The sequence below is a fragment of the Pseudomonas sp. NFACC08-1 genome (genome assembly GCF_900106735.1).
GTDB classification, from domain to species: Bacteria; Pseudomonadota; Gammaproteobacteria; order Pseudomonadales; family Pseudomonadaceae; genus Aquipseudomonas; species Aquipseudomonas fluorescens_Q.
This window is the reverse complement of record NZ_FNNL01000025.1, coordinates 15,132-35,445: the sequence shown is the minus strand read 5'-3', so window position 1 is coordinate 35,445 and position 20,314 is coordinate 15,132. Positions and strand designations below refer to the sequence as shown.

The window sequence follows — 20,314 nt, the reverse complement described above, 5'->3', positions numbered from 1 at the left end:
CCGTCCACTCGCGACAATCCTGCTCAGGCCCAATACCGCGCAACCACCGCTCGATAATGCCCCTGGAGCGAATAGCCGCCTACCAGAATTCTTCCATCAGCTTGCATAGCCAGGGAAGTGGCGGTGTCCAGGCTGTAGCCGAGCCGAGTGCGAACCCAGCCCTTGCCCTGGCCGAAATCCGGGTCGAGGCTGGCATCCGGCAGATGTCGGGCAAGTACGAAGTCGGCCTCGATACCGCCGATCGTGGCGCCGGCGGTCACCAGTTTTCCGTCCGCTTGAAGCTGGGCGGCGGTCCACTGACTGGCAGTGCGCCCGATCGCCATGAGTTGGCACTGACCCTGGTTGCAATGACGATCCGGCTTGCCGTCGGGGCGCACTTTCAGGGACAGGCTATGCATCGGATCACGGCTGCTGCCGAACACCTGCAGATCACCGGCCGCATCCTGAACGATTTGGCTGACCATCACGCTGTGCCCCTGGGCCAGGATGGACAGGAAGCCGTTCTCGCCAAAGCTGTCATCGAGTTGGCCGCTGCTGTCATAACGGGCAATCAGGCCATGCTGGGGCAAGTCGATGGCGCCGCCGACGACAATATGGCCGTCAGCCTGGAGCACCAGGCAGCCGAGCCAGGTATTTTTCAACAAGCGTCGGACCATCACGAAACCGCGACCGTTGAACGAGGAATCCAATGCCCCATCGGGCAAGAGCCGGATCAGTACGCCGACATGGTCGGAGAGTTGATAGTGGTGATTGGCGAGCACAAGGATCCGGCCATCGGCCTGCACTTGCATGTCGCAAGCCTCAAGTCCCGGCACGCCGGGGGGGAGCCAGGGGTCGCGCAGCCCTTGGGAGAGATTGCCGCAAAGCCTGATGATGTGCCGGCCGGCATTGCCGAAGCTTTGAACGGCGCAACCTTGCTGGTCGAACAGCGCCAGGGCGGGAAGGGTGTGGTCGTTGCTTTCATAGTGCAGGCCGGACAGCAGGATATGCCCATTGGGCAACACGATCACCTTACCCGCCGTCGCTTCGAAACCGTGTTCAAACGCGCCGATCACGTAGCCGCGGGTGCCGAAGTCCGGGTCAATCTCACCGTCGTGGCTGAGTCGAGCCAGCCCGAACCGACTGCCGTGGGCCGTCTCGATCCTGGCTGCCACCAGGATTTGTCCGGCATGATCGAGCGTCAATCCGGTGGTCAGGCTCGAGGTACTGTCTTCGAAATGAACCCAGGCTTTGCCGTTGGTGGCAAAGCCTGGGTCGAGTTGTCCGGCGTGGGCCATGGCCCTGGGGGACACAAACGCGAACTGATCGAGCATGCCTGCCTCTCCTTGCGTGTCGAGCAGCCCGAAAGGGCGACGACTGCATGAGGGCAACATTCAATCCCTGAATGTGACAATGCACAACTGTCATGTTCTACGGATACAGCGGCAATTCGTGCCATAACGATGGCTTTACAACCCAGAGCCAAGCCTGCAATGGATAACAGGCTTTACCGGTGGTTATTCAGGCATCGACCAGGATTGCAATGTATAGCCTTCCTGGCTCAGTTCGGCACGGGCCTGTTTCAACAGATCGGCCAGTTGGACCGGGTCGGTATAGGCGCTGCTTGGAATTTGGGTGCGGCCAATATGGGTATTGGTGCGGTCGATGACGGTCAGGCTAAGTTCACCGTTACCGTCTTGTGGAGCCCAGGCCACGCATTGGAAAGGACGGAATGCGCGGTCGGCAATCAAAAGAGCTTCGTTGATACGGAGCGGGGCGTTCATGGCGTTTTCTCTTAAGTGTGCCCAAACAAATGATGTGCCGTCGGTTGGGCGTACCGTGCGGCTGGTTACTTGTACTGATGTCCCGAACCCGCAGGCGGGTCACACATTATTTAAATAAATTTCGATTTTCTTTCAGACCAGGCTTTTGGGCTTTTGTTTGAAAGCACCCTGAAACAAACAGACTTGAGATAACTAACCAACCGCCTGCTTATAACCAGTTTGAAGCGACCTCGATAATCAATTGATACAAGGGGGCGTCAACTTCTTGCTACTGTTACATGCAGGTTTGCCAAACGACTGTTTCTAATCATATTTCCTTATTTTGACGCCAAGGATCAGTCATGATCGAAGCCAGTACGTCACGTCGTCTGCTCGTGGTTGATCCCTGCGATGATTGTCATCGCCTGTTGCCAGGTCTGCGCACCATTGGCTGGGATGTGGACAGTTGCTCCCTCGAACACGCCAGCGATCGGACGTGCGACGTCGGCCTTTTGCGGTTGCAGCCTTTTCATCTGGAGCGCCCGGAAGCGGTCAAGGAGTTGATCAGCCGTAGCGGCACCGAATGGATCGCCGTGCTCAATCAGGAAGTGTTGCGCCTGAAAAACGTCGGTGATTTCGTCTGCGAATGGTTTTTCGACTTCCATACCTTGCCCTTCGACGTGTCCAGGGTCCAGGTGACACTGGGCCGGGCGTTTGGCATGGCGCGCTTGCGGGGGCAGGGCTCGATCCACATTGATCAACCCGAACATCAACTGCTGGGCGACAGCAAGCCGATTCGCGAGCTGCGCAAATTGTTGAGCAAGCTGGCGCCCGCCGAGTCGCCGGTCTTGATTCGGGGGGAGAGCGGTACCGGCAAGGAACTGGTGGCGCGTACCCTGCATTGTCAGTCTCACCGGCGCAACAAGCCGTTCATCGCCATCAACTGCGGTGCCATCCCCGAGCACCTGATCCAGTCCGAGTTGTTCGGGCATGAGAAGGGCGCGTTCACCGGGGCTCACCAACGCAAGATCGGGCGGATCGAGGCGGCCCACGGCGGGACGTTGTTTCTCGATGAAATCGGCGACCTGCCGTTGGAGCTACAGGCCAATCTGCTGCGTTTCCTGCAGGAAAAACACATTGAGCGGGTCGGTGGCAGCCAGCCGATCGCGGTCGATGTGCGGGTCTTGGCGGCCACCCATGTGGACCTTGAGGCGGCCATCGAGCACAAGCGGTTTCGCGAGGACCTGTATTACCGCTTGAACGTGTTGCAAGTGGTGATGGCGCCGCTGCGCGAGCGTCATGGTGACCTGGCGATGCTGGCCAGCCACTTTTCCCATTTCTACAGCCAGGAAACCGGTCGCCGTCCTCGCAGTTTCAGCGACGACGCGCTGGTGGCGATGGGCATGCATGACTGGCCCGGCAATGTGCGCGAGCTGGCCAACCGCGTCCGTCGCGGTCTGGTGTTGGCCGAAGGGCGTCAAATCGAAGCCCGGGACCTCGGCCTGGCCAGCCACCAGGGCGTCGCGGCGCCGATGGGTACGCTGGAGGACTACAAGACCCGCGCCGAGCGCCAGGCCTTGAGCGATGTGCTCAACCGTCACAGCGACAACCTGAGCGTGGCCGCCAGAGTGTTGGGCGTGTCCCGGCCGACATTCTATCGCCTGCTGCACAAGCATCAGATCCGCTGACTCAAGCTCGCTCCCACAGGGGGGGGCATTGCCCTTGGGATATGTGCCCGTCACATATCCCTGAGGGTATTAGAAGTAGTACGGGAATTTCAGGCTAAAGGTGAAATCTGGTGCGTCGTCGGTCAGCCCGATGGACAGGTTGGGTACGATGGTCAGGTTGTCGGACGCGGCGACGGTCATGCCGATGTTGAAGTAGCCGGCGTTGGCGTCGCTGGAGGTCACCGACTCCCAGTCGCCACCGTCCTGTTTGAGCTTGCTTTTCTTTTGGATCAGGTCAGAGACCGAGAACGACATGCTCATCTTCTCGTTCAAGGCAAAGGCGATGCCCGCGCCGAGCTGGAAGCTGTCGCCGATCCGCACCTTGCCTGGGACCTTCTGGTTGACTGTGGAACTGATGTCATCGAACGATTCTTCGAAGTTATGGGTGTAGGAGAGGGTGCCGAACAGCACCGCCGGATCGAAGGTCTTGACCAGCGAAAGCCCGGGCGTGATCGACCACACGCCGTTGCCGGTGGGCAGGTCGTCAGGCACGAACAGGTTGGTGTTGGCCTGGGATTGACGCAGCTTGATGCCAAACGGGTCCTTGCCGGTGGGGGCCTTGACCCGCAGGGTGACCACCGCGTCCGGAGCGTTGATCGACTCATCCATGAACTTGTAGGCGATGCCGAAGTTGACGTCGCCGATGGTCGGGTCGCGGGTCACGGTTTCTTCGCTGGTGACCCCGGCCGCGCCGTTGTTCGCGCCGCCTGACTGATACGTGGATTCGCGATAGACCACCGGCACGTTGAGGTCGAACTGCCAGCGATTATCGAAGTTATAGCGGCCGGTGAGGTCCAGCGTCCAGGTGTCGGCCTTGATCCGGTCGAGGTTGATGTTGCCCAGGAAAATCGAATCCAGGGCCAGGAAGCCGTTGAGGATCAGTTGCCGCGTGTCGTAGCGTGAATAGGTCACGCCGGTCTCGAAACTGAACTTGCCGCCGCCAAAGAAGCCGCTGGCCTCGTCATAGAGGTTGGAGACACTCTGGGCCGGTTGGGAATCATCGGCCAGGGATTGCCCATAGCCGCTGCCGCCGGTCGTTGTCGCGCCGCCGGCCACGGTCTGGTTGCCTTTCATGTCGGCCGGGGATTTGGCCAGGCGCTTGGGCTGTGGCGTGGCGGGTTGATCCTCCACCTGGCGAACCCGCTGTTCGAGCACCGCCAGGGCTTTCTGCTGGACCTCGTATCGTTGCTTGAGCTCAAGAAGTTCCTGTTTCAGCGCCTCGATGTCTGCATCCGGGGCCGCGTGCAACACGGCCGCCGGGAACAACGTGCTTAAACACATCACAGCGCGCAACGATACGGATCGATACATGAAATATGCCGTCCCTATTTGCCCAATGATCGGAAAACAGCGTAGTTCAATAACCGAGGTTACGGAGGCCGCGCAGTTGGGTCAGATTGCAGTCCAATGCCCCGGCACTGGGGCCGTTGTTGTTCAGCACCACGTTGAGCTGCGTCATGTTGTTGACCAAGTTGCTATTGCCCAGCAGGCGAGTGTTTTGCAGCAAGCCGCCCTGGGCCACTTGCTGCAGGGTGCCACCCTGGTTGTGGCTGGCCTGGATCGCCATTTGCACGCCATTGCCGGTGGCGGTGACCGCGACGCTGCCGGCGGCGTTGCTGCCGCTGATGGTCTGGCCCTTGGTCAGCAGTTGGCCTTGGGAGGGGACGAGCGCAGGCGCCTGGTTGCTCTCTTTCACATTGATGTTGACGTTGTTGTAGGCCGTGTTGCCGTCGCCGGCGGCACGCACGCTCTGGGTCACGCCCTGGCTCGTGCCAAGGCCAGCACCACCGGTAATGTTGCCGCTGCCCTGTTCCGGAGCGCTGCCGTTACCGGTCTGCTTGATGGTCGAGACGTAGAATTCGGGTTTGACGGTGGCGGCCTGGATCTGCATGGTGCTGGTGGCGCCGATCAAGTCGCCGCTGGCGTTGCGCCAGGTACTGCTCATGACGATGCCGAAGCTGATGACTCGGCCAGGCATGACATAACGACCGCGCAGCTCGGCAAGCTCCTGGTCCTTGACTTCGATGGGTTTGAAGCCGGCATGGGCAAAGCCCGAGGCAGTCGCGAGCAGGCAGGCCAGCGACAGCCAGTGTGAGGTTTTCATGTGCTGCTCCCGGAGCGTCCTGCTCCTTTTTGTACTTATTGTTGGCAGTAATCGGCGATTAGAAAAAGTCGCTCTGTATGAAACCGAAGTCCATCAGTTCCGCATCCCTGACCGGGTTGAAACCGTCCAGCTTGTTACGGGCTGTCAGGGGTTGAGGAGGGCTGCGTAGTGCATTGGTCTTGTCATAGCCCGGGCCGACGATCGCAAAGACGATGCCGTTCCAGCCTTTGACGAACTCATCGTGGGCGTAGCGCTTGTGCCCCAGCACCGGGTCGCCGATGTAGACCCATTGCTTGTCGGCCCGCTGCAACACCACGAAGTGCTTGTAGCCGCGTATCTCCATCAGGACCACCACCGGGATCGTCACCGCTTCGAGTTTCTCAGGCGGTATCCGGTAGCCTCGGGCGCGCATGCCGATGGTTTCCACGTAGCGCTTCATGTCCAGCATGGAAAACCCTTGGGTGCGAACCAGGTTCTGGTCGGCATTGACCAGCATGCCTTTGATGACGTGCTCTTCATCGACGTCAAGCCAGTAGGCCTGGCGCAGCACCGTGGCCAGCGCGGCGGCGCCGCAACTGAAATCGGTTTTCTGCTCGACGATGTCGCTGAATTTGCGTTCGCGTATGCTTTGCACCGGTTTGTAGACCAGCATGCCGCCAGGCAGGGCGGCGACCGGCATCTGCGCTGCTTCGGCCACGCAGGCCAGGCAGAGCAGCAGGGAAACGGCAGTGACACGCATGATCAATACGCCTAATGAACATCCAGGGAAAAAAAGCCCCTTTGCGTGTCATGTCGTTCATTTCAAAGCGTTGAACTGAGTCCGTGGCGAGGGAGCTTGCTCCCGCTTGAGTGCGAAGCACTCATAACCAGTGGGTCTGCTTCGCAGCCCAGCGGGAGCAAGCTCCCTCGCCACAAGAATCACTCACGTCCTGAGTGGACAGCATTACCGTTGCCGGGGCTTCGTTTCATGCGCGCTTACATGCAGGCTTTGCAGCCGGCAGCGATGGACAGCGAGTTGCTCTGCTGGTTGCCCACGCCTGCCGACACGTTGGCGCCGCCGTTACCGGAGAAGCCGTTCATGGAGTTGGTCATGGTGGCGTTGTTGATCACAGGGTTTTTCCAACCGTCACGGGTCAGCACCTGCTGGGTGTTGCTGCCGGCCAGCTCGAAGGTCCCCACGGCGGAGAACTTGAACTTGTCGTCATCGTGACCGCCGCCATAGCCGCCGCCTCTGTTGTCCCAGCCGCCGTGATCGTTGTCTTCGGCGGTACCGGTACCTTTGGCCTTGAACGTGCCGGAGGCGCTGTAGGTGCTGGTGAGGGTGTCGGTCTTGTAGGTCCGCACGCCTTTGTTGTCGACCACTAGGCCGGTGGAGGACTGGTCAGCCGCGGCAGAGGCCTGTGCGACACGGCCCCCGGATACAGCGATGGCCAGGTTGTTTTTCTGTTGGTTGAAGTTCCCGGCGGTCACGTTGATGCCGATGTTGCCGGAGCCACTGTTGCCTGCATTGGTGAGCGAGGCGTTGTTTTGCGTCGAGTTGTTCTTGACGTAGTTGTTGTTATTGACCTGCGTGGCGCTGGAGGCGGCGACAGCCGAGCCGAAGATAAAGCTTTCGTCGGCGGTGGCCAGGGCGGCGGCGTTGTCCTGCTGGTTGCCGTCGCCGCCGGCAATGTTGGCGCCCATATTGCCGTTGCTGCCATTGAGCGAGTCAGTGGCTTCAGCGGTGTTTCTGGTGGCCTGGTTGGTCACCACGTTACCGTCGCTGTTCTGCTCATCCAGCACCGTAGCCCCAGCGCCGGCATTGATGGAGAGCAATTGATCCAGCGTCGGCCCTTGCTGATGGCCATTGCCGTGACCGTGACCATTGCCATGGCCATTATTGTTGTCGTTTCCTCCAGCCTGTGCCGCCATTGTCATGACCGCGGCGAGAGCGAAAACCAATGGTTTGAGTGCCATTGTAGGTTTCATGGTGTTTCTCCTTGCGTGTCGTTGGTTAAGTGTCAGTACTTTCTTATGTAGCCTCCGGGTCAATCCGCGACTCGGATGCTCAGGGTGTTAGCCATGCGGTTTCCCACCCCTGCGCTCTGGTTCACCTGGATTACCCCTCGGCTGCCGGTGAAGGCCTGGTCGCTGGTAACGACCTGGCGACTGCCGGTTGGGGCGCCAGTTGCTCCTGAGTTCGGTAGCAACGCCACGTTCTGTTGAGACAGGGCGCTGTCGTCAATGCTCTGCGGATGGGCACTGATGCCCACCCGCATGACATTGGCCATCTGGTTGTTGGCCCCGGCGGACTGGTTGACGCCCAGCACACCGTTGCCGTTGGTGAAGGAGTGGCCGCCGATACGGGCGGTGGCGGTCATGGAAGGGTCGGCCGGCGTGTCGACGCGTTGCTGCACGCGGGTGCTGGCCTGGGCGTGGCTGCCAATGGCGATGGCCCGGGTGTTGGTTTGCTGGATCTGGTCGCCGGCGGCTTGGTTGACGTTGAAGTTGCCGGTGTAATGGCTGCCGGAATCCTGCAGGTTGGCATTACTGACCACCGCAACACCTGGATCGGCAAATACGGTGAAAGAACTGAGCAGGGAAAGCATGAACAGGGCGAGCAGAAACAGCACGGGCTTCATATCACTGACCTCCCGCCAGCCGACCCAGCGGGGCCAGGCCGGAACTCAGCGAGCGGTTGATGGTGCCGGAGATCGCGCCGCCGCTACCGCCACCGTGACCGGCATTCATGCCCGGCATGCCGTTGGGATTGGTCACGACGTTCAGACCTTGCACGCCAGTATTCGGGTTGACGGTGTTGCGGATCGACGAGCCGCTGGCCACGCTGGCAAATTCGCCGTCACTCAGTTCGGTGCTGGCGGTCGCCTGGTTGATTCGTTCGGAGGGGTTGGCATTGACGGTGGTTGGATAGGGGTCTTTGCCACCGTTGCGACCAATTGCGATGGGCTGCACGTCGCGGTTGAGCACAATGACGCCGTTGCCCTCGGCCTGCGCCGGCAGACTGAGCGTTGCGCTGGCGGCGCAGCCGGTTAACAGCAGGCACGTCAAACTTTTCTTGAAAGTCCCCACGGCATCGATTCCTTCTTCGGTGGGCTGGCCCTTGTCAGCGTTGCGAAGTGGGAGAGCATGTGTTGTGCCGTGTTTTGAAATGACTTGTAGTTCAAAGGGTTAGAGTTTTTTTGTATGACCCGCCGGTCGAATCTGTTTCATCCGTGAGACAACCCTGTGGCGGTTAATGGCCGTGCGCTATCGTTTGGCTATGGATCCAGGCTGTGGGAGGGGAGTGTTTCAAGAAACTAACAGTGAGGATGACAATTGTGTGAAAGGGCGCTGGGGCAGGGTTTGAGGGGGGCCAGGTGTTTCAAGAACGCAACACACCCCTCGCGATACGTCAGATGTCGAGCAGTCGGGTCACGGCGGCGAACACCTGGTCCCGACGTTGCGTCCAATCGCCTTCAATCACTTGGAAATGCCGTTGATGCCGAACCAGCCAACGCTCGATCGCTTCGAAGAAATCCATGCGTTCTGCCAGTTCGGGTTGGCAGCGCAAACCGTCGCCGGTCCATTCGACTTGCTCGGGGCTCAGCAACAAGTGCAGGTCATAATGGCGGGCCAGCAGGGCCGGCTCGAGCCAGTCCGGGCAGTCGCCGAACAGGGTCTGGCTCCAGAGGATGTTGCTCAGCAGGTGCGTGTCGAGGATCAACAGCGCCGGCCGGCGGGCACGCGCCTCATCTTCCCAGGCCAATTGGCCGGAGGCGATGTCGGTGATGTCCGCCAGGCAGGTGTCGCGTTGGGTCTGCTCCATGAAATGGCGTACGTACTCATCCACCCGCACGCCACCAAAATGTTCCTGCAATTGCGCCGCCAGCCAACTCTTGCCGCTGGATTCCGGGCCGGTCAGCACCACCACCTTCATGCGCGTAGGGCCGGGTCGGCGCGCCATTCCCGCCAGCCTTGCACGGCCAACAGGGTGAACAGGGCATAGAGCGCGGCAGTCAGGTGCAAGCCTTTGTAGATGAACAGGCCGACGAAGATCACGTCCAGGGCAATCCACAGCGGCCAGCATTGCACGCGTTTCTGCGCCATCCACCACTGGGCCACGAGGCTGAAACCGGTGAGCGCGGCATCGAGCCAGGGCTGGGCGGCATCGGTCCAGTGGGCCATGGCGGCGCCCAACAGCAGGCTGCCTGCCGCACCGATAGCCAGGCCGGACAGCACTGACGCCCCACCGAGACTGCTGACCTGGCGTCCATCATGATTGTGCCCGGCACGGGTCCATTGCCACCAACCGTAGAGTTGCAGCACTGCGTAGACAACCTGCAGCAGCATGTCCGAGTACAACTTCACCTCGAAAAAAATCCAGCTGTACAGCAACACCATGACCAGGCCTATCGGCCAGCACCAGGGGTTCTGCTTGACGGTCAACCAGACAGCGATCACGCCGAGGGCTGCGGCAAACAGTTCAAGCCCGGACATGGCGGTTCCTTGGGGAATAGAAGAGGGCGGCGATTGTAAACGCTATGGCGTGGGCAGCTCCAATACCAATGTTGAATGTGCCGTCGCTATCGCGAGCAAGGGATTACGTTCGTTCCCACGCTCCTGCGTGGAAATGTCGCCAGGGACGCTCCACGTTCCGCTTCTGGAGGTGACGCAGAGCGTCACTGGATGCATTCCCACGCGGAGCGTGGGAACGATCTAATCCAAAGCCCGCTCCCACAGGGGGGCTACCGATCTTTAGACCCGGAACTGCGTGAGCAACCCGTTCAACTGTTCACTCAATGCCTTGAGGCGGGTGCTTGCCTGGCTGGATTGTTCGGCGGCCATGGCCGTGCTGTGGGACAGGCCGGCGGCCTGGGTGACGTTCTGGTTGATGTCTTCCACCACATGGGCTTGTTGCAACGTGGCGCTGGCGATGGAGGCGTTCAGGTTGTTGAGATTGCGCAGGGCCTGGCCGATGGCGTTGAGGCTGGCACCGGCCAGGCCGGCCTGTTCGATGGTCAGTTGCGAAGCACGGCTGCTGTCGCCGATGACTTTCACGGCGGCTTCGGAATGGGTTTGCAGGCGCTCGATCATCGCCTGGATCTCTGCAGTGGACTTCTGAGTACGCTGGGCCAGCAACCGCACTTCATCGGCGACCACCGCGAAGCCCCGGCCCTGTTCGCCGGCGCGGGCGGCTTCGATCGCGGCGTTGAGGGCCAGCAGGTTGGTCTGCTCGGCAATGGAGCGAATTACCTCCAGCACGCTGCCAATCTGGGTGCTTTCACTCGCCAGGGTGCGGATCACTTCCACCGCCTGGTCGATGGTCTGGGACAGGCGGTCGATCTGCTGCAAGCTGCCATCGATGTTGACCTGGCCTTGCTGGGCCTGGGATTCGGCGTCGCGCATCTCATTGGCCGCGTGCTCGGCGTTCTTGGCCACGTCCTGCACGCCATAGGTCACTTCATTGATCGCGGTCGCCACCAGCTCCATTTGTTGCGACTGCTGCTGGCTGCGTTCCTGGGCCTGCGCCGCGTCGTTGCCCAATTCACTGGAGGATTGCCCCAGCGCACTGGCCGAAGCTTGCAGTTGGGTCACCACTTGCCGCAACTTGGCGGTAAAGGCGTTGAAATGCCGCGCCAGTTGAGTGACTTCGTCCTGGCCGTGGGTGTCGAGGGTGCGGGTCAGGTCACTCTCGCCGCTGGCGATGTTGGCCATGGCGTTGACCGTTTCCTGCAACGGGCCGACGATGCTGCGCACGATCAGGGTCAACAGCAGGCCCATGAGCAGGGTGATGACCAGTCCAACCACCGAGGCCTTGATCACCTGGGATTGAAACTCGGCCTGGACGTCATCCACGTACACGCCTGAGCCGATGATCCAGCCCCAGGGCTCGAACAGTTGGACGTAGGAGGTCTTGCCCACCGGGGCCTCGGCGCCCGGTTTCGGCCAGAGGTAATTGATCATGCCGGCGCCCTTGGACTTGGCGATGGCAACCATCTCGTTGAACAGCGCATAGCCGTTCGGGTCACGGATGGCCGAGAGATTCTGGCCTTCAAGCTTCGGGTTGGTCGGGTGCATGATCATGACCGGCGTCAGGTCGTTGATCCAGAAATAATCAGCCTGGTTATAGCGCAGGCCACGTACGGCGCTGAGGGCCTGCTTTTGCGCGGCGTCACGGGTGAGGGTCCCGGCAGCTTCCAGGCCTTGGTAGTAAGTCAGCACGCCGCTGGCGGTCTGTACCACATGCTGGGTTTTCTGCACCTTGGCTTGGTAGAGGTCGCTGTGGATCTGTTTAAGCATCAAGGCGCCGAGCGTGAACAACATCACGATGGCCACGACCAGGATGAGCCACAAGCGTCGGCTGATCGACACACTGCGCAAGCTATTCATACGCTGTCACTCCGGTTTTTTTATTCTTGTCATATCGACGGCCGGCACTGTAGCGCCCGGCCGCTATCGGTCATTGACCTGAGTCACAACGCGGCAGCGTTATCAGGGCTCGTCTGATAGGATTTCGGCCCCGCAGCGCAAAACCTGAGCCGGTTCTCATTTTTCATTGGTTTTTTTTGAAAGGTCGCGGTTATCGTGCACCCGCTGCGGGGGACCTGCATGACACTTGAATATTGATAAGACCTGCATGAACAGCGTCTTTTTTGGGGGATGAATGGATTTGTGGACCGCCTTTTCGGCACTGATTCTTGGCGTAGTAGAAGGCTTGACGGAGTTTCTGCCGATTTCCAGCACGGGACACCAGATCATTGTCGCTGACCTGCTCGAGTTCGGCGGTGAGCGTGCGATGGCGTTCAACATTATCATCCAGCTCGGCGCGATCCTGGCGGTGGTCTGGGAGTTTCGCCGCAAGATCTTTGACGTGGTGCTGGGCCTGCCGACGCAGCCCAGCGCCCGCCGCTTTACCGCCAACCTGCTGATCGCCTTCCTGCCCGCCGTGGTCTTGGGCGTGCTGTTCGCCGACTGGATCCACCACTACCTGTTCAACCCGGTCACGGTGGCCACCGCGTTGGTGGTGGGCGGCCTGGTGATGCTCTGGGCCGAGAAGCGCCAGCACCAGGTGCACGCCGCAACGGTGGACGAGATCTCCTGGAAAGATGCCCTGAAGGTCGGCCTGGCCCAATGCATTGCGATGATCCCAGGCACCTCCCGTTCCGGCGCGACCATCATTGGTGGCCTGCTGTTCGGGCTGTCGCGTAAAACCGCTACCGAGTTTTCGTTCTTCCTGGCAATGCCGACTATGGTTGGCGCGGCGGTCTACTCGGGCTACAAATACCGTGAACTGTTCGTCCCGGCGGATTTCCCGGTGTTCGCCATTGGCTTCGTCACCGCGTTCATTTTCGCCATGATTGCGGTCAAGGGCCTGCTGCGATTCATCGCCAGCCACAGCTACGCCGTGTTCGCCTGGTATCGAATCGCCTTCGGCCTGTTGATCCTGGCAACCTGGCAGTTCGGCTGGGTGGACTGGACCGCTGCCAAGCCATGAACCAATCACGCAGCCGCAAACACGCCGGGCGCAATGCTGAAGGCACCGTGCAGCACCTGCGGCTCAAACTGATGGTGTTTGCGCTGCTCTGTGCCTTGCCGTTGTTCGGTTCGCTCCTGTTGGGGCTGCGGGCGGTGTCGTGGGTGCCGATGGTGGCTTATGGCGGCGTCAGCGTGGTGGCATTCCTGCTGTACTGGAGCGACAAGCGCAAGGCGCGCGCCGACACCTGGCGCACCCCGGAGAATGTGCTGCATGCGGTGGAGCTGGCCGGCGGTTGGCCCGGAGCCTTGCTGGCCCAGCAGCTGTTTCGCCACAAGACTCGCAAAGTGTCGTTTCAGGTCGTGTTCTGGTTCATCGTGCTGTTGCACCAGGTGTTCTGGATCGACCAGTTGTTCCTGGGCAGCTATTTGTTCTAATGACTAGAGCAACAAGCCCACCTGGGTGCGCTTGGGCAATTTGCTGGCCACCAATTGGTGTGAGCGTTGCAGCAGGCCACGCAACTCTTCGACCCCCAGCGGGTAGGGCACTTGCATGATGACCCACTGGGCCCGCGCCAGGTAAGGCGCGGGGTGAATGCCCGGTCGGTCGCAATGGCCCAGGAACAGATCCTTGTCGACCTTGAACGCCAGCGAGTCGCCTCGCAGGCCCTGCAGGGCGAACATCTTGTTCCCGGCAATGGAAAACACCCGCACGCCGCCCCATTTGTAGTCCTCCCTGGCGCCGGGCAGGCCCAGGCAAAACTGCGCGACATCCTCTTCGCTCAACCTCATATCGTTCTATCTCCACAGCCCTCGAAGGCTTCCACCAAATGATCGATCCATGCACGCACCGCTGGCAGCACGCCACGCCGATGCGGGTAGACCGCCTGGAGCCAGCCATCGGGCGATGACCATCCAGGCAAGAGTTCCACCAGTGTGCCGTCCTGCAATTCCTGCTCGCAATACATGCTCGGCAATAAGGTGAAGCCCAGGCCGGCGAGGGTGCAGGCCCGGCGCACAATGAAGTCGTCGATGCCCAGGCGGGCTTCCAGGCTCAGTTCCACCCGCTGCCCATCGGCACTGACCAGGCGCAGGTGCACCTGGCGATCGGCTTCCAATGCCCCCAGCACCGGCAGTTGCTTGAGATCGTCCGGGGTTTCGATCCGCCGTCCTGCGACAAAGGCCGGGCTGGCAACCATCATCAGTCGCGCCTGGCGCAGGCGCCGGGTCATCAGCAAGGGATCCTCGTCCCCCAGATCGCGCACGCGCAACGCCACATCGATGCCTTCGCCGATCAAGTCCACCCGCCGGTTGAGCAGGGTCATATCCAGTTGCACCAAAGGGTATTTCACCAGGAAGGTTTCGATTATCGCCGGCAGGAACTGGTGGGCCAAGCCCACCGGACTCGACACCCGCAGTCGGCCGCGGGGTTCGCTGGACATGCTCGCCACTGCCTCGTCGGCCATCTCGGCCTCCAGCAACATGGCCTGGCAATGGCGCAGATAACGTTCGCCGACCGCGGTCAATTTCAATTGGCGGGTGGTGCGCTGGAGCAACCGGGCGCCGAGGCGTTCTTCCAGCTCGGCGATACGCCGCGACAACCGCGACTTGGGAATGCCCAGCGCGCGCCCAGCCGCCGCGAAACCGCCGGCTTCGACGACTTTGGCGAAGTAATACAAGTCATTGAGGTCTTGCATGTTGAACTCGATTGTCCTGTCAATGGGACAAACTATCGCATTTATGCTGACTTATCGATCATTGGTCTCATATGTAGGATGGTCGCCAATTGATCGCCCGGTTGCGGTCCTCATTTGGAGAGCATTGATATGAAACTACTGCACATCGATTCGAGCATCCTCGGTGACAACTCCGCTTCCCGCCAATTGAGCCGTCAAGTGGTTGAAGCCTGGAAAGTTGCCGAGCCAGGCATCACCGTTACTTACCGTGACCTGGCCGCCGACGCCATCAGCCATTTTTCCGCCCAGACGCTGGTTGCCGCCGGTACCAGCGCCGAATTGCGTGACGCTGCGCTCAAGTACGAAGCCGACCTTAGCACCGAGACAATGGCAGAGTTCCAGGCGGCGGATGCGCTGGTCATCGCCGCGCCAATGTACAACTTCAGCATTCCGACCCAACTCAAGGCTTGGATCGACCGCATTGCCGTGGCCAGCCAGACGTTTCGCTACACCGAAGCTGGCTTCGAAGGCCTGTGTGGTGGCAAGAAGCTGGTGATCGTTTCCACCGCCGGTGGTTTGCATGCCGGGCAGCCAAGTAGCGTGGGGCACGAGGAATACCTGAAGGTGATGTTCGGTTTCCTGGGCATCACCGACATCGAATTCGTCCGTGCGGAAGGGCTGGCCAAGGGCGATGACATGCGCAATAAGGGCATGAACGAAGCCCAGGCGCAGATCGGCGAACAGTTCGCCGCTGCGTAAAACCTGCGTAAAGGCAGCAAGCGCTTCGGGCAACCTTCGTAAAACCCTGTATTCTCGTCGTCATTGGATGGTCGGGATGCAGGGTTTTACTGCATTCGGCGCCGAGGATTCTGGCGCAGGATATGCACGGCCAAGCGTGCGAGCGACGGGGCCTTCCCGTGCGCTGGTGAAGGTGGATGATTCGATGATACGTTTTGGTGCGGCGCTGCTGCTTTGCTTGTTTGCCAGTCTCGGTCCAGTGCAGGCCGCACCGGGCCCACATCCGCATTGGAGCGCCGGTTTCCATGAGCTGAGTTTTCTCGATCCGCTGGATCAGCAACCGATGCACGCCATCGCCTTCTATCCGTCCACCGACCGGGAACAATCCAGCCTGCTGGGTGGCTACCAGATCGATGCCGCGCCGGACGCCCAGATCGCCATCGGCCGCTTCCCGCTATTGATGTTGTCCCATGGCAATACCGGCACGCCGTTGGCCCTGCATGACCTGGCCACCTCCCTGGCACGCAAGGGGTTTGTCGTGGTGGCGGTGATTCATCCCGGCGACAATGCCCAGGATCACAGCCGGCTCGGCACCCTGAGCAACCTGTACGGGCGGCCGATCCAGATTTCCGAAGCCATCACCGCAACGCTCAATGATCCGATACTGTCGCCGTTCGTCAGCGCCGGGCAGGTCGGGGTGATCGGCTATTCGGCCGGTGGTGAAACCGCGCTGATCCTGTCCGGTGCGACGCCGGACCTCAATCGCCTGCGCCGCTACTGCGTGGAACGGCCGGACGATCGTGACGCCTGCAACACTCAGGGCGAACTGATTGCCGACCGCGATGACCTGCAACCCGTGGCCGACCCCAGGGTCCGGGCGCTGCTGCTGATGGCACCGTTGAGCCTCAAATTCGGTCGTCATACGTTGGCCGATGTCCATGTGCCGGTGTTGCTGTACAGCGGCGATGGCGACAAAATCGTGGCTTTCGACAAGAATGCTGCCGCTCTGGCCCGCAAGCTGCCCACCGCACCGGATTTCAAGACCTTGGCCGGCGCAGGCCATTTTGTCTTCCTCGCACCCTGCACCGATGAGCAGATCGCCGCGATGCCCGCGCTCTGCACGGATGCCGACGGTGTCGACCGCAAGGACATCCACCGCACCATGATTTCCGAGGCCAGTCGCTTCTTCGGCGAGGCCTTGGGCAAGCCAACCCGGGCGGGGATGAGGACGGCCGATCAATAAGGTGCGTTCATAGCTCGGCGACGCAGCAGCAGAGTCAAGCCCAGTCCAGTGACGGACAACAAGGCGGCGCAGAAGAAAATCGACGAATAGCCCAGGTTCAATGCCACCGCCCCCATCAGCGGACCGGCAATCGCCAGCGCCAGGTCAAAGAACACCGCATAGGCGCTCAAGCCGGCGCCGCGGCTGGTATTCGGCACTTGCTTGATGGCCTCCACCCCCAGCGCCGGGTATACCAACGATAGCCCGAAACCGGCCAGCCCAGCACCGACCAGGGCGAACGCGGTGGTCGGCGCCAGCCATAGCAATACCAACCCGAGGGTTTCGATGCTCATGCAGGCAATGGCCGAGTTGAAGCCGCCGAAACGGGCAATGCTGGAAATGAACAGCAACCGCGCGAGGATGAAGCAGACACCGAACACCGTCAGGCACCAGGCCGCGCCGGTCCAGCCGCGACTGATATAGAACAGTGTGATGAACGTGGTGAGCGTGCCGTAGCCGATCGACGCGAGGCTCAGGCCCACCCCGAACGGCGCAATGCGCCCAAACACCGCCCAGAAAGGCAAGCGCTCGCCACGAATGACCGGCACCGACGGCTTGTTGCGAATGATCAACAGCGCCACCCCGGCCAGCAACGACAATGCAATACCCAGGCTGGCAAAACCCAATTCACTGACCATCACCACCCCCAACGGCGCGCCAATAGCGATGGCCCCGTACGAGGCGATGCCGTTCCAGGAAATCGAGCGGGCCGTGTGTTCCACCCCCACTTGGCCCATGCACCAACTGATGGTGCCCACGCCAATCAGCCCTTGGGCCACGCCAAGCAGCAGGCGCCCAACAATCAGAATCAACAGGCTGGGCAAGGGATAGCTTTGCAGCAAGGTCGAGAGCAGCGTCAGCACGCCGCTGAGCACAATCCCCGACAGCCCGTAGACGATGGCGCGCTTGGTGCCGACGCTGTCCGACAGCCGCCCGGCCATGGGACGGCTGAGCAGGGTCGCCAAGTACTGTGAACCGATGGTCAACCCGGCCACCACCGCGCTGAAGCCCAGCTGTTCGTGCACATACCCGGGCAGCACGGCAATCGGCAGGCCGATGCATAGAAAGGCGATGAAGGTGTAGAAAACGATGGAGACGATCTGCAGGGTGATCGACAAGGAACTGGGAGCAGAGGAGGGCGTGGGCATGGGGCTCGTTCGCGGGCGGCGGTAAGAGAGCCTCATCATGGCGCGAGGTGAGGATAAAAGAAAGCAGGCTAACTAAATGTGCTGGCACGGGATGCGGCCCGGGCTTGGCGAATAGTCCCTTGGTTTGAACCCCCGGCTTTTCTGGCGGGCAGTCGCTGCTTGGGCTCTGTAAAAGGACGACCTGTCAACTCTGACAGTATCCAAGATATGAAAGAGGGCGTTCAATCAGTCGCAGGCCCTATTGGTCGATGTGAAACGCTTCGAGATGTCCATGGGCATTGTGTGCCGAGCTTTACGGCGGTAGCTCCAATCACGACGGTCTGAATATCAGGAGAATCGGATATGGCAAGCGTGGACAAGAAAACCAGTGCGGCGCAGGCTCGTATTGACTACCTCGCGCAGCGACGTGAACAGCATTCAGGGCCCAAGGCTTTGGATCCTCCTGAGCTTCTGGCCAGGGTGGTCGATAGCACAGACGGTACGCTCCATGGCGAAGATCTGGATAGGGATCTGCAAGTCAAATTCTTGGGTTTCTCTGACTTGCCGACACTTCCGGGTGATGAGTCGATCATGTATTTGCAGTTCGCTTCGGGTGCGACGCCTGATGACGATGACTATGAAGACGTTGCTGAAAGAAGCTTTCCTTATCCGGTCGACCCGCAAACCGCTTTCCCGTTTGAACTGACCCTTGAGCGCAAGCACTTTGCCATCGATGGCGTTTATACATTCAGAGCGTATTTAGATAGTTACAACCACGAGAAAGACAAGTCACTACCTACCACTCGTATTTTCGATAGCACGCCCCCCTATAACCATAAGGAGCCCAAACCGTTAACCATTACGTCTCCCATCACCGATGCTGTTTTGGCGGCTAATCCTCTTGGGGTTCCGGCGATCCTTGACGAATATGACGACCGCGCGGCAAGCGATGAATATTTTCTGTATTACGGAACACTCCCGTTGCCGGATAACCTGCCCGGTACCCCGCCTACGGTCACAGGTTTTGTACCGAATGACCTGACATTACGGATACCTGTCAACATCATTCGGGAGTTGGGGGATGGTGGCTGCTATGCGGTGTATGCACTGCGCGACAAAGCGCAGAATCGCACTCCGCTGTCTGACGTAACCGCCTTGGGCGTGGCCTTGGGCACTTGGCCGCCCCCTGATCTTCAAAGAGTCGAAGTACCGCAAGCGACATTCAAGGGGTTCCTCGATTTTCAAGATGCTCTGGATGGCGTGGATGCAGTCGTCAAAACCTATACGGGGCGAAAGGGGACCGATTTCATTGAGGTGACCTGGGGAACGACAGTGCTTCCTTTGGAAACCATGGGTTTGGCCCCAACCAAGAGCATCCGCATCGACCCCGACGTGCTGCGTAGCGAATACGGCGCTGCGACCGGGCCGATTAGTATTCAAGTAAGTTATCGCGTATTTCGAGGCACGGAGCCTTATGGTTCGGACATCGAAACAGGGATTACGGTCGTGACCAATTTTTGGCTACCGGGGCCCACGCCCACCGATCCTTGGCCTGATCCGATCAATGGTGACATCCCATTGGGTGACGTCTTTGGCGAGAATTCAACAACGCCTAACGTTTTGACCCGAGCGCACAATAATAAAAATGCCAACTTTGTATTTAAGTTGTACCCGAATGTGCAGGCGGACGAAATCGTAAAGATTTACTGGAACGGCGAGCATGTCGTCGAAGCCGATTATACGGTCTTGCCCACTGATAAAGAGGGCTATGAAAAAACGCAAATCATTCCGTGGCCCTACATCCAGAGGGGCGGCAATGGCGACGAGGTGCCGGTGTGGTACTGGATCAATTCTCCCAACTCTCCCAACCGCCAACGTTCGGACGACACGCCGGTCGAGGTGAACGCGGTCATCTTCAAGCCCGCTGCGCCGACCTTTCCCGATATAGACTACCCGTTCTTGAATTGCAGTTCGCTCTATGGTCCCGACTACGCCATTCGTGTGCAAGTGCCTGATCTATCGGGCCCGCCTTACAACTTGGGCATCGGGGATGAGGTGACCCTGCACTGGGTCGCGCTGTCGGGTACTGCTGGAGAAACGCCGATCGATGGGGCCGAGAAGGATGAACCGGTCATCCTGGATGACACAACCTGGCCGGTGACAGGCTTCATCTGGCTGGTAAAACCCTACGAAAAGCACCTTCTGCCCACGTATGACCCATTTGGTCCGGGGGGCAGTGAGGGGCGAGGGCGAATCACCTACTCCTATGTTGTAGATGGAGAGACGATTACTTCTGAGGAGACCGAGGCGCGGGTGACCATGTTCCTAGGTCACGGCCCGTGCCCAATCCCTTGATCACCATCACGTATCCGGCGGTGAAGGTGCGACCCCTTTGCCGCTGGAGTTAGGTCTGTTTACTTTTGCGTGATCAAAGAAGGAGTTGTCGGTAGAGAATCAGAAAAGTCC

At 60.1% G+C, this 20,314-nt stretch carries 20 protein-coding genes; 6 read left to right on the top strand and 14 right to left on the bottom strand.

The window, feature by feature from the left end:
* Positions 1 to 23 precede the first annotated feature (23 nt).
* Both BLU76_RS29590 and BLU76_RS29585 read right to left on the bottom strand, forming a co-directional pair.
* On the bottom strand, positions 24 to 1,313 hold the full coding sequence (locus BLU76_RS29590) for a hypothetical protein (protein ID WP_092142811.1): 1,290 nt from the start codon (positions 1,311 to 1,313) through the stop codon (positions 24 to 26).
* Positions 1,314 to 1,496: 183 nt separating this feature from the next.
* The gene (locus BLU76_RS29585) at positions 1,497 to 1,763 is read right to left on the bottom strand and encodes a hypothetical protein (protein WP_013693488.1); all 267 of its coding nucleotides are present in this window, start codon (positions 1,761 to 1,763) and stop codon (positions 1,497 to 1,499) included.
* A 341-nt stretch (positions 1,764 to 2,104) separates the two neighbouring features.
* On the opposite strand from BLU76_RS29585, the gene BLU76_RS29580 reads away from it, so the two are divergent.
* A complete protein-coding gene (locus BLU76_RS29580; RefSeq protein WP_063320885.1) occupies positions 2,105 to 3,430 on the top strand; it encodes a sigma-54 dependent transcriptional regulator in 1,326 nt (441 codons plus the stop codon).
* A gap of 69 nt (positions 3,431 to 3,499) precedes the next feature.
* Here BLU76_RS29580 and BLU76_RS29575 read toward each other — a convergent pair whose 3' ends face one another.
* The 9 genes from BLU76_RS29575 to BLU76_RS29535 all read right to left on the bottom strand — a co-directional run bounded on the left by BLU76_RS29575 (position 3,500) and on the right by BLU76_RS29535 (position 11,942).
* The gene (locus BLU76_RS29575; protein WP_092142814.1) at positions 3,500 to 4,780 is read right to left on the bottom strand and encodes a transporter; all 1,281 of its coding nucleotides are present in this window, start codon (positions 4,778 to 4,780) and stop codon (positions 3,500 to 3,502) included.
* 46 nt (positions 4,781 to 4,826) lie between these two features.
* Positions 4,827 to 5,573, bottom strand: a complete 747-nt coding sequence (locus tag BLU76_RS29570; RefSeq protein ID WP_063320887.1) for a hypothetical protein — start codon at positions 5,571 to 5,573, stop codon at positions 4,827 to 4,829.
* A gap of 58 nt (positions 5,574 to 5,631) precedes the next feature.
* On the bottom strand, positions 5,632 to 6,312 hold the full coding sequence (locus BLU76_RS29565; protein ID WP_092142817.1) for a C39 family peptidase: 681 nt from the start codon (positions 6,310 to 6,312) through the stop codon (positions 5,632 to 5,634).
* Positions 6,313 to 6,548: 236 nt separating this feature from the next.
* A complete protein-coding gene (locus BLU76_RS29560) occupies positions 6,549 to 7,541 on the bottom strand; it encodes a hypothetical protein (RefSeq protein ID WP_063320889.1) in 993 nt (330 codons plus the stop codon).
* Positions 7,542 to 7,600: 59 nt separating this feature from the next.
* Positions 7,601 to 8,194 carry an adhesin gene (locus BLU76_RS29555; protein WP_092225670.1) on the bottom strand — a complete coding sequence of 198 codons (594 nt, stop codon included), beginning with the start codon at positions 8,192 to 8,194 and terminating at the stop codon, positions 7,601 to 7,603.
* Position 8,195: 1 nt separating this feature from the next.
* Complete coding sequence (locus BLU76_RS29550) at positions 8,196 to 8,642, bottom strand: hypothetical protein (protein ID WP_092142823.1); 447 nt, start codon at positions 8,640 to 8,642, stop codon at positions 8,196 to 8,198.
* A gap of 322 nt (positions 8,643 to 8,964) precedes the next feature.
* Entirely contained in the window at positions 8,965 to 9,489 is a 525-nt protein-coding gene (locus BLU76_RS29545) for an AAA family ATPase (protein WP_092143705.1), read from the bottom strand.
* Entirely contained in the window at positions 9,486 to 10,049 is a 564-nt protein-coding gene (gene pnuC / locus BLU76_RS29540; protein ID WP_092142826.1) for a nicotinamide riboside transporter PnuC, read from the bottom strand. The genes BLU76_RS29545 and pnuC overlap by 4 nt, the downstream gene beginning before the upstream one ends.
* A 258-nt stretch (positions 10,050 to 10,307) precedes the next feature.
* A complete protein-coding gene (locus BLU76_RS29535; RefSeq protein ID WP_092142829.1) occupies positions 10,308 to 11,942 on the bottom strand; it encodes a methyl-accepting chemotaxis protein in 1,635 nt (544 codons plus the stop codon).
* Between the two features lie 274 nt (positions 11,943 to 12,216).
* Between BLU76_RS29535 and BLU76_RS29530 the strand changes: the two genes are divergently transcribed.
* Both BLU76_RS29530 and BLU76_RS29525 read left to right on the top strand, forming a co-directional pair.
* The gene (locus BLU76_RS29530; RefSeq protein ID WP_063320894.1) at positions 12,217 to 13,047 is read left to right on the top strand and encodes an undecaprenyl-diphosphate phosphatase; all 831 of its coding nucleotides are present in this window, start codon (positions 12,217 to 12,219) and stop codon (positions 13,045 to 13,047) included.
* Positions 13,044 to 13,463, top strand: coding sequence for a DUF1294 domain-containing protein (locus BLU76_RS29525; RefSeq protein ID WP_092142832.1), 420 nt, complete (start codon positions 13,044 to 13,046; stop codon positions 13,461 to 13,463). The genes BLU76_RS29530 and BLU76_RS29525 overlap by 4 nt, the downstream gene beginning before the upstream one ends.
* A 3-nt stretch (positions 13,464 to 13,466) precedes the next feature.
* Here the strand turns inward: BLU76_RS29525 and BLU76_RS29520 are convergent, their stop codons facing one another.
* Positions 13,467 to 13,817 (bottom strand): MmcQ/YjbR family DNA-binding protein, encoded by a 351-nt coding sequence (locus BLU76_RS29520; protein ID WP_092225668.1) that lies wholly within the window; start codon positions 13,815 to 13,817, stop codon positions 13,467 to 13,469.
* Complete coding sequence (locus BLU76_RS29515; protein WP_072348841.1) at positions 13,814 to 14,722, bottom strand: LysR substrate-binding domain-containing protein; 909 nt, start codon at positions 14,720 to 14,722, stop codon at positions 13,814 to 13,816. Before BLU76_RS29515 ends, BLU76_RS29520 begins: the two co-directional genes overlap by 4 nt.
* A 129-nt stretch (positions 14,723 to 14,851) precedes the next feature.
* On the opposite strand from BLU76_RS29515, the gene BLU76_RS29510 reads away from it, so the two are divergent.
* Both BLU76_RS29510 and BLU76_RS29505 read left to right on the top strand, forming a co-directional pair.
* A complete protein-coding gene (locus BLU76_RS29510) occupies positions 14,852 to 15,460 on the top strand; it encodes an FMN-dependent NADH-azoreductase (protein ID WP_092225666.1) in 609 nt (202 codons plus the stop codon).
* Positions 15,461 to 15,644: 184 nt separating this feature from the next.
* Positions 15,645 to 16,682: an alpha/beta hydrolase family protein gene (locus BLU76_RS29505; RefSeq protein ID WP_092225664.1), complete on the top strand. Its 1,038-nt coding sequence runs from the start codon at positions 15,645 to 15,647 to the stop codon at positions 16,680 to 16,682.
* Here BLU76_RS29505 and BLU76_RS29500 read toward each other — a convergent pair.
* Entirely contained in the window at positions 16,676 to 17,869 is a 1,194-nt protein-coding gene (locus tag BLU76_RS29500; RefSeq protein WP_170867343.1) for an MFS transporter, read from the bottom strand. The two genes, BLU76_RS29505 and BLU76_RS29500, sit on opposite strands and share 7 nt — an antisense overlap.
* Positions 17,870 to 18,211: 342 nt before the next feature.
* On the opposite strand from BLU76_RS29500, the gene BLU76_RS29495 reads away from it, so the two are divergent.
* Positions 18,212 to 20,203, top strand: a complete 1,992-nt coding sequence (locus tag BLU76_RS29495) for a hypothetical protein (protein WP_092225660.1) — start codon at positions 18,212 to 18,214, stop codon at positions 20,201 to 20,203.
* The last annotated feature ends 111 nt before the right edge of the window (positions 20,204 to 20,314 follow it).

Coding starts and splice junctions, on each gene's coding strand:
- BLU76_RS29495 (WP_092225660.1), top strand. CDS start 18,212: ATGGCAAGCGTGGACAAGAAAACCAGTGCGGCGCAGGCTCGTATTGAC.
- BLU76_RS29525 (WP_092142832.1), top strand. CDS start 13,044: ATGAACCAATCACGCAGCCGCAAACACGCCGGGCGCAATGCTGAAGGC.
- BLU76_RS29560 (WP_063320889.1), bottom strand. CDS start 7,541: ATGAAACCTACAATGGCACTCAAACCATTGGTTTTCGCTCTCGCCGCG.
- BLU76_RS29590 (WP_092142811.1), bottom strand. CDS start 1,313: ATGCTCGATCAGTTCGCGTTTGTGTCCCCCAGGGCCATGGCCCACGCC.
- BLU76_RS29535 (WP_092142829.1), bottom strand. CDS start 11,942: ATGAATAGCTTGCGCAGTGTGTCGATCAGCCGACGCTTGTGGCTCATC.
- BLU76_RS29515 (WP_072348841.1), bottom strand. CDS start 14,722: ATGCAAGACCTCAATGACTTGTATTACTTCGCCAAAGTCGTCGAAGCC.
- BLU76_RS29530 (WP_063320894.1), top strand. CDS start 12,217: ATGGATTTGTGGACCGCCTTTTCGGCACTGATTCTTGGCGTAGTAGAA.
- BLU76_RS29565 (WP_092142817.1), bottom strand. CDS start 6,312: ATGCGTGTCACTGCCGTTTCCCTGCTGCTCTGCCTGGCCTGCGTGGCC.
- BLU76_RS29500 (WP_170867343.1), bottom strand. CDS start 17,869: ATGCCCACGCCCTCCTCTGCTCCCAGTTCCTTGTCGATCACCCTGCAG.
- BLU76_RS29555 (WP_092225670.1), bottom strand. CDS start 8,194: ATGAAGCCCGTGCTGTTTCTGCTCGCCCTGTTCATGCTTTCCCTGCTC.
- BLU76_RS29510 (WP_092225666.1), top strand. CDS start 14,852: ATGAAACTACTGCACATCGATTCGAGCATCCTCGGTGACAACTCCGCT.
- BLU76_RS29520 (WP_092225668.1), bottom strand. CDS start 13,817: ATGAGGTTGAGCGAAGAGGATGTCGCGCAGTTTTGCCTGGGCCTGCCC.
- BLU76_RS29580 (WP_063320885.1), top strand. CDS start 2,105: ATGATCGAAGCCAGTACGTCACGTCGTCTGCTCGTGGTTGATCCCTGC.
- BLU76_RS29545 (WP_092143705.1), bottom strand. CDS start 9,489: ATGAAGGTGGTGGTGCTGACCGGCCCGGAATCCAGCGGCAAGAGTTGG.
- BLU76_RS29570 (WP_063320887.1), bottom strand. CDS start 5,573: ATGAAAACCTCACACTGGCTGTCGCTGGCCTGCCTGCTCGCGACTGCC.
- BLU76_RS29505 (WP_092225664.1), top strand. CDS start 15,645: ATGATACGTTTTGGTGCGGCGCTGCTGCTTTGCTTGTTTGCCAGTCTC.
- pnuC (WP_092142826.1), bottom strand. CDS start 10,049: ATGTCCGGGCTTGAACTGTTTGCCGCAGCCCTCGGCGTGATCGCTGTC.
- BLU76_RS29575 (WP_092142814.1), bottom strand. CDS start 4,780: ATGTATCGATCCGTATCGTTGCGCGCTGTGATGTGTTTAAGCACGTTG.
- BLU76_RS29585 (WP_013693488.1), bottom strand. CDS start 1,763: ATGAACGCCCCGCTCCGTATCAACGAAGCTCTTTTGATTGCCGACCGC.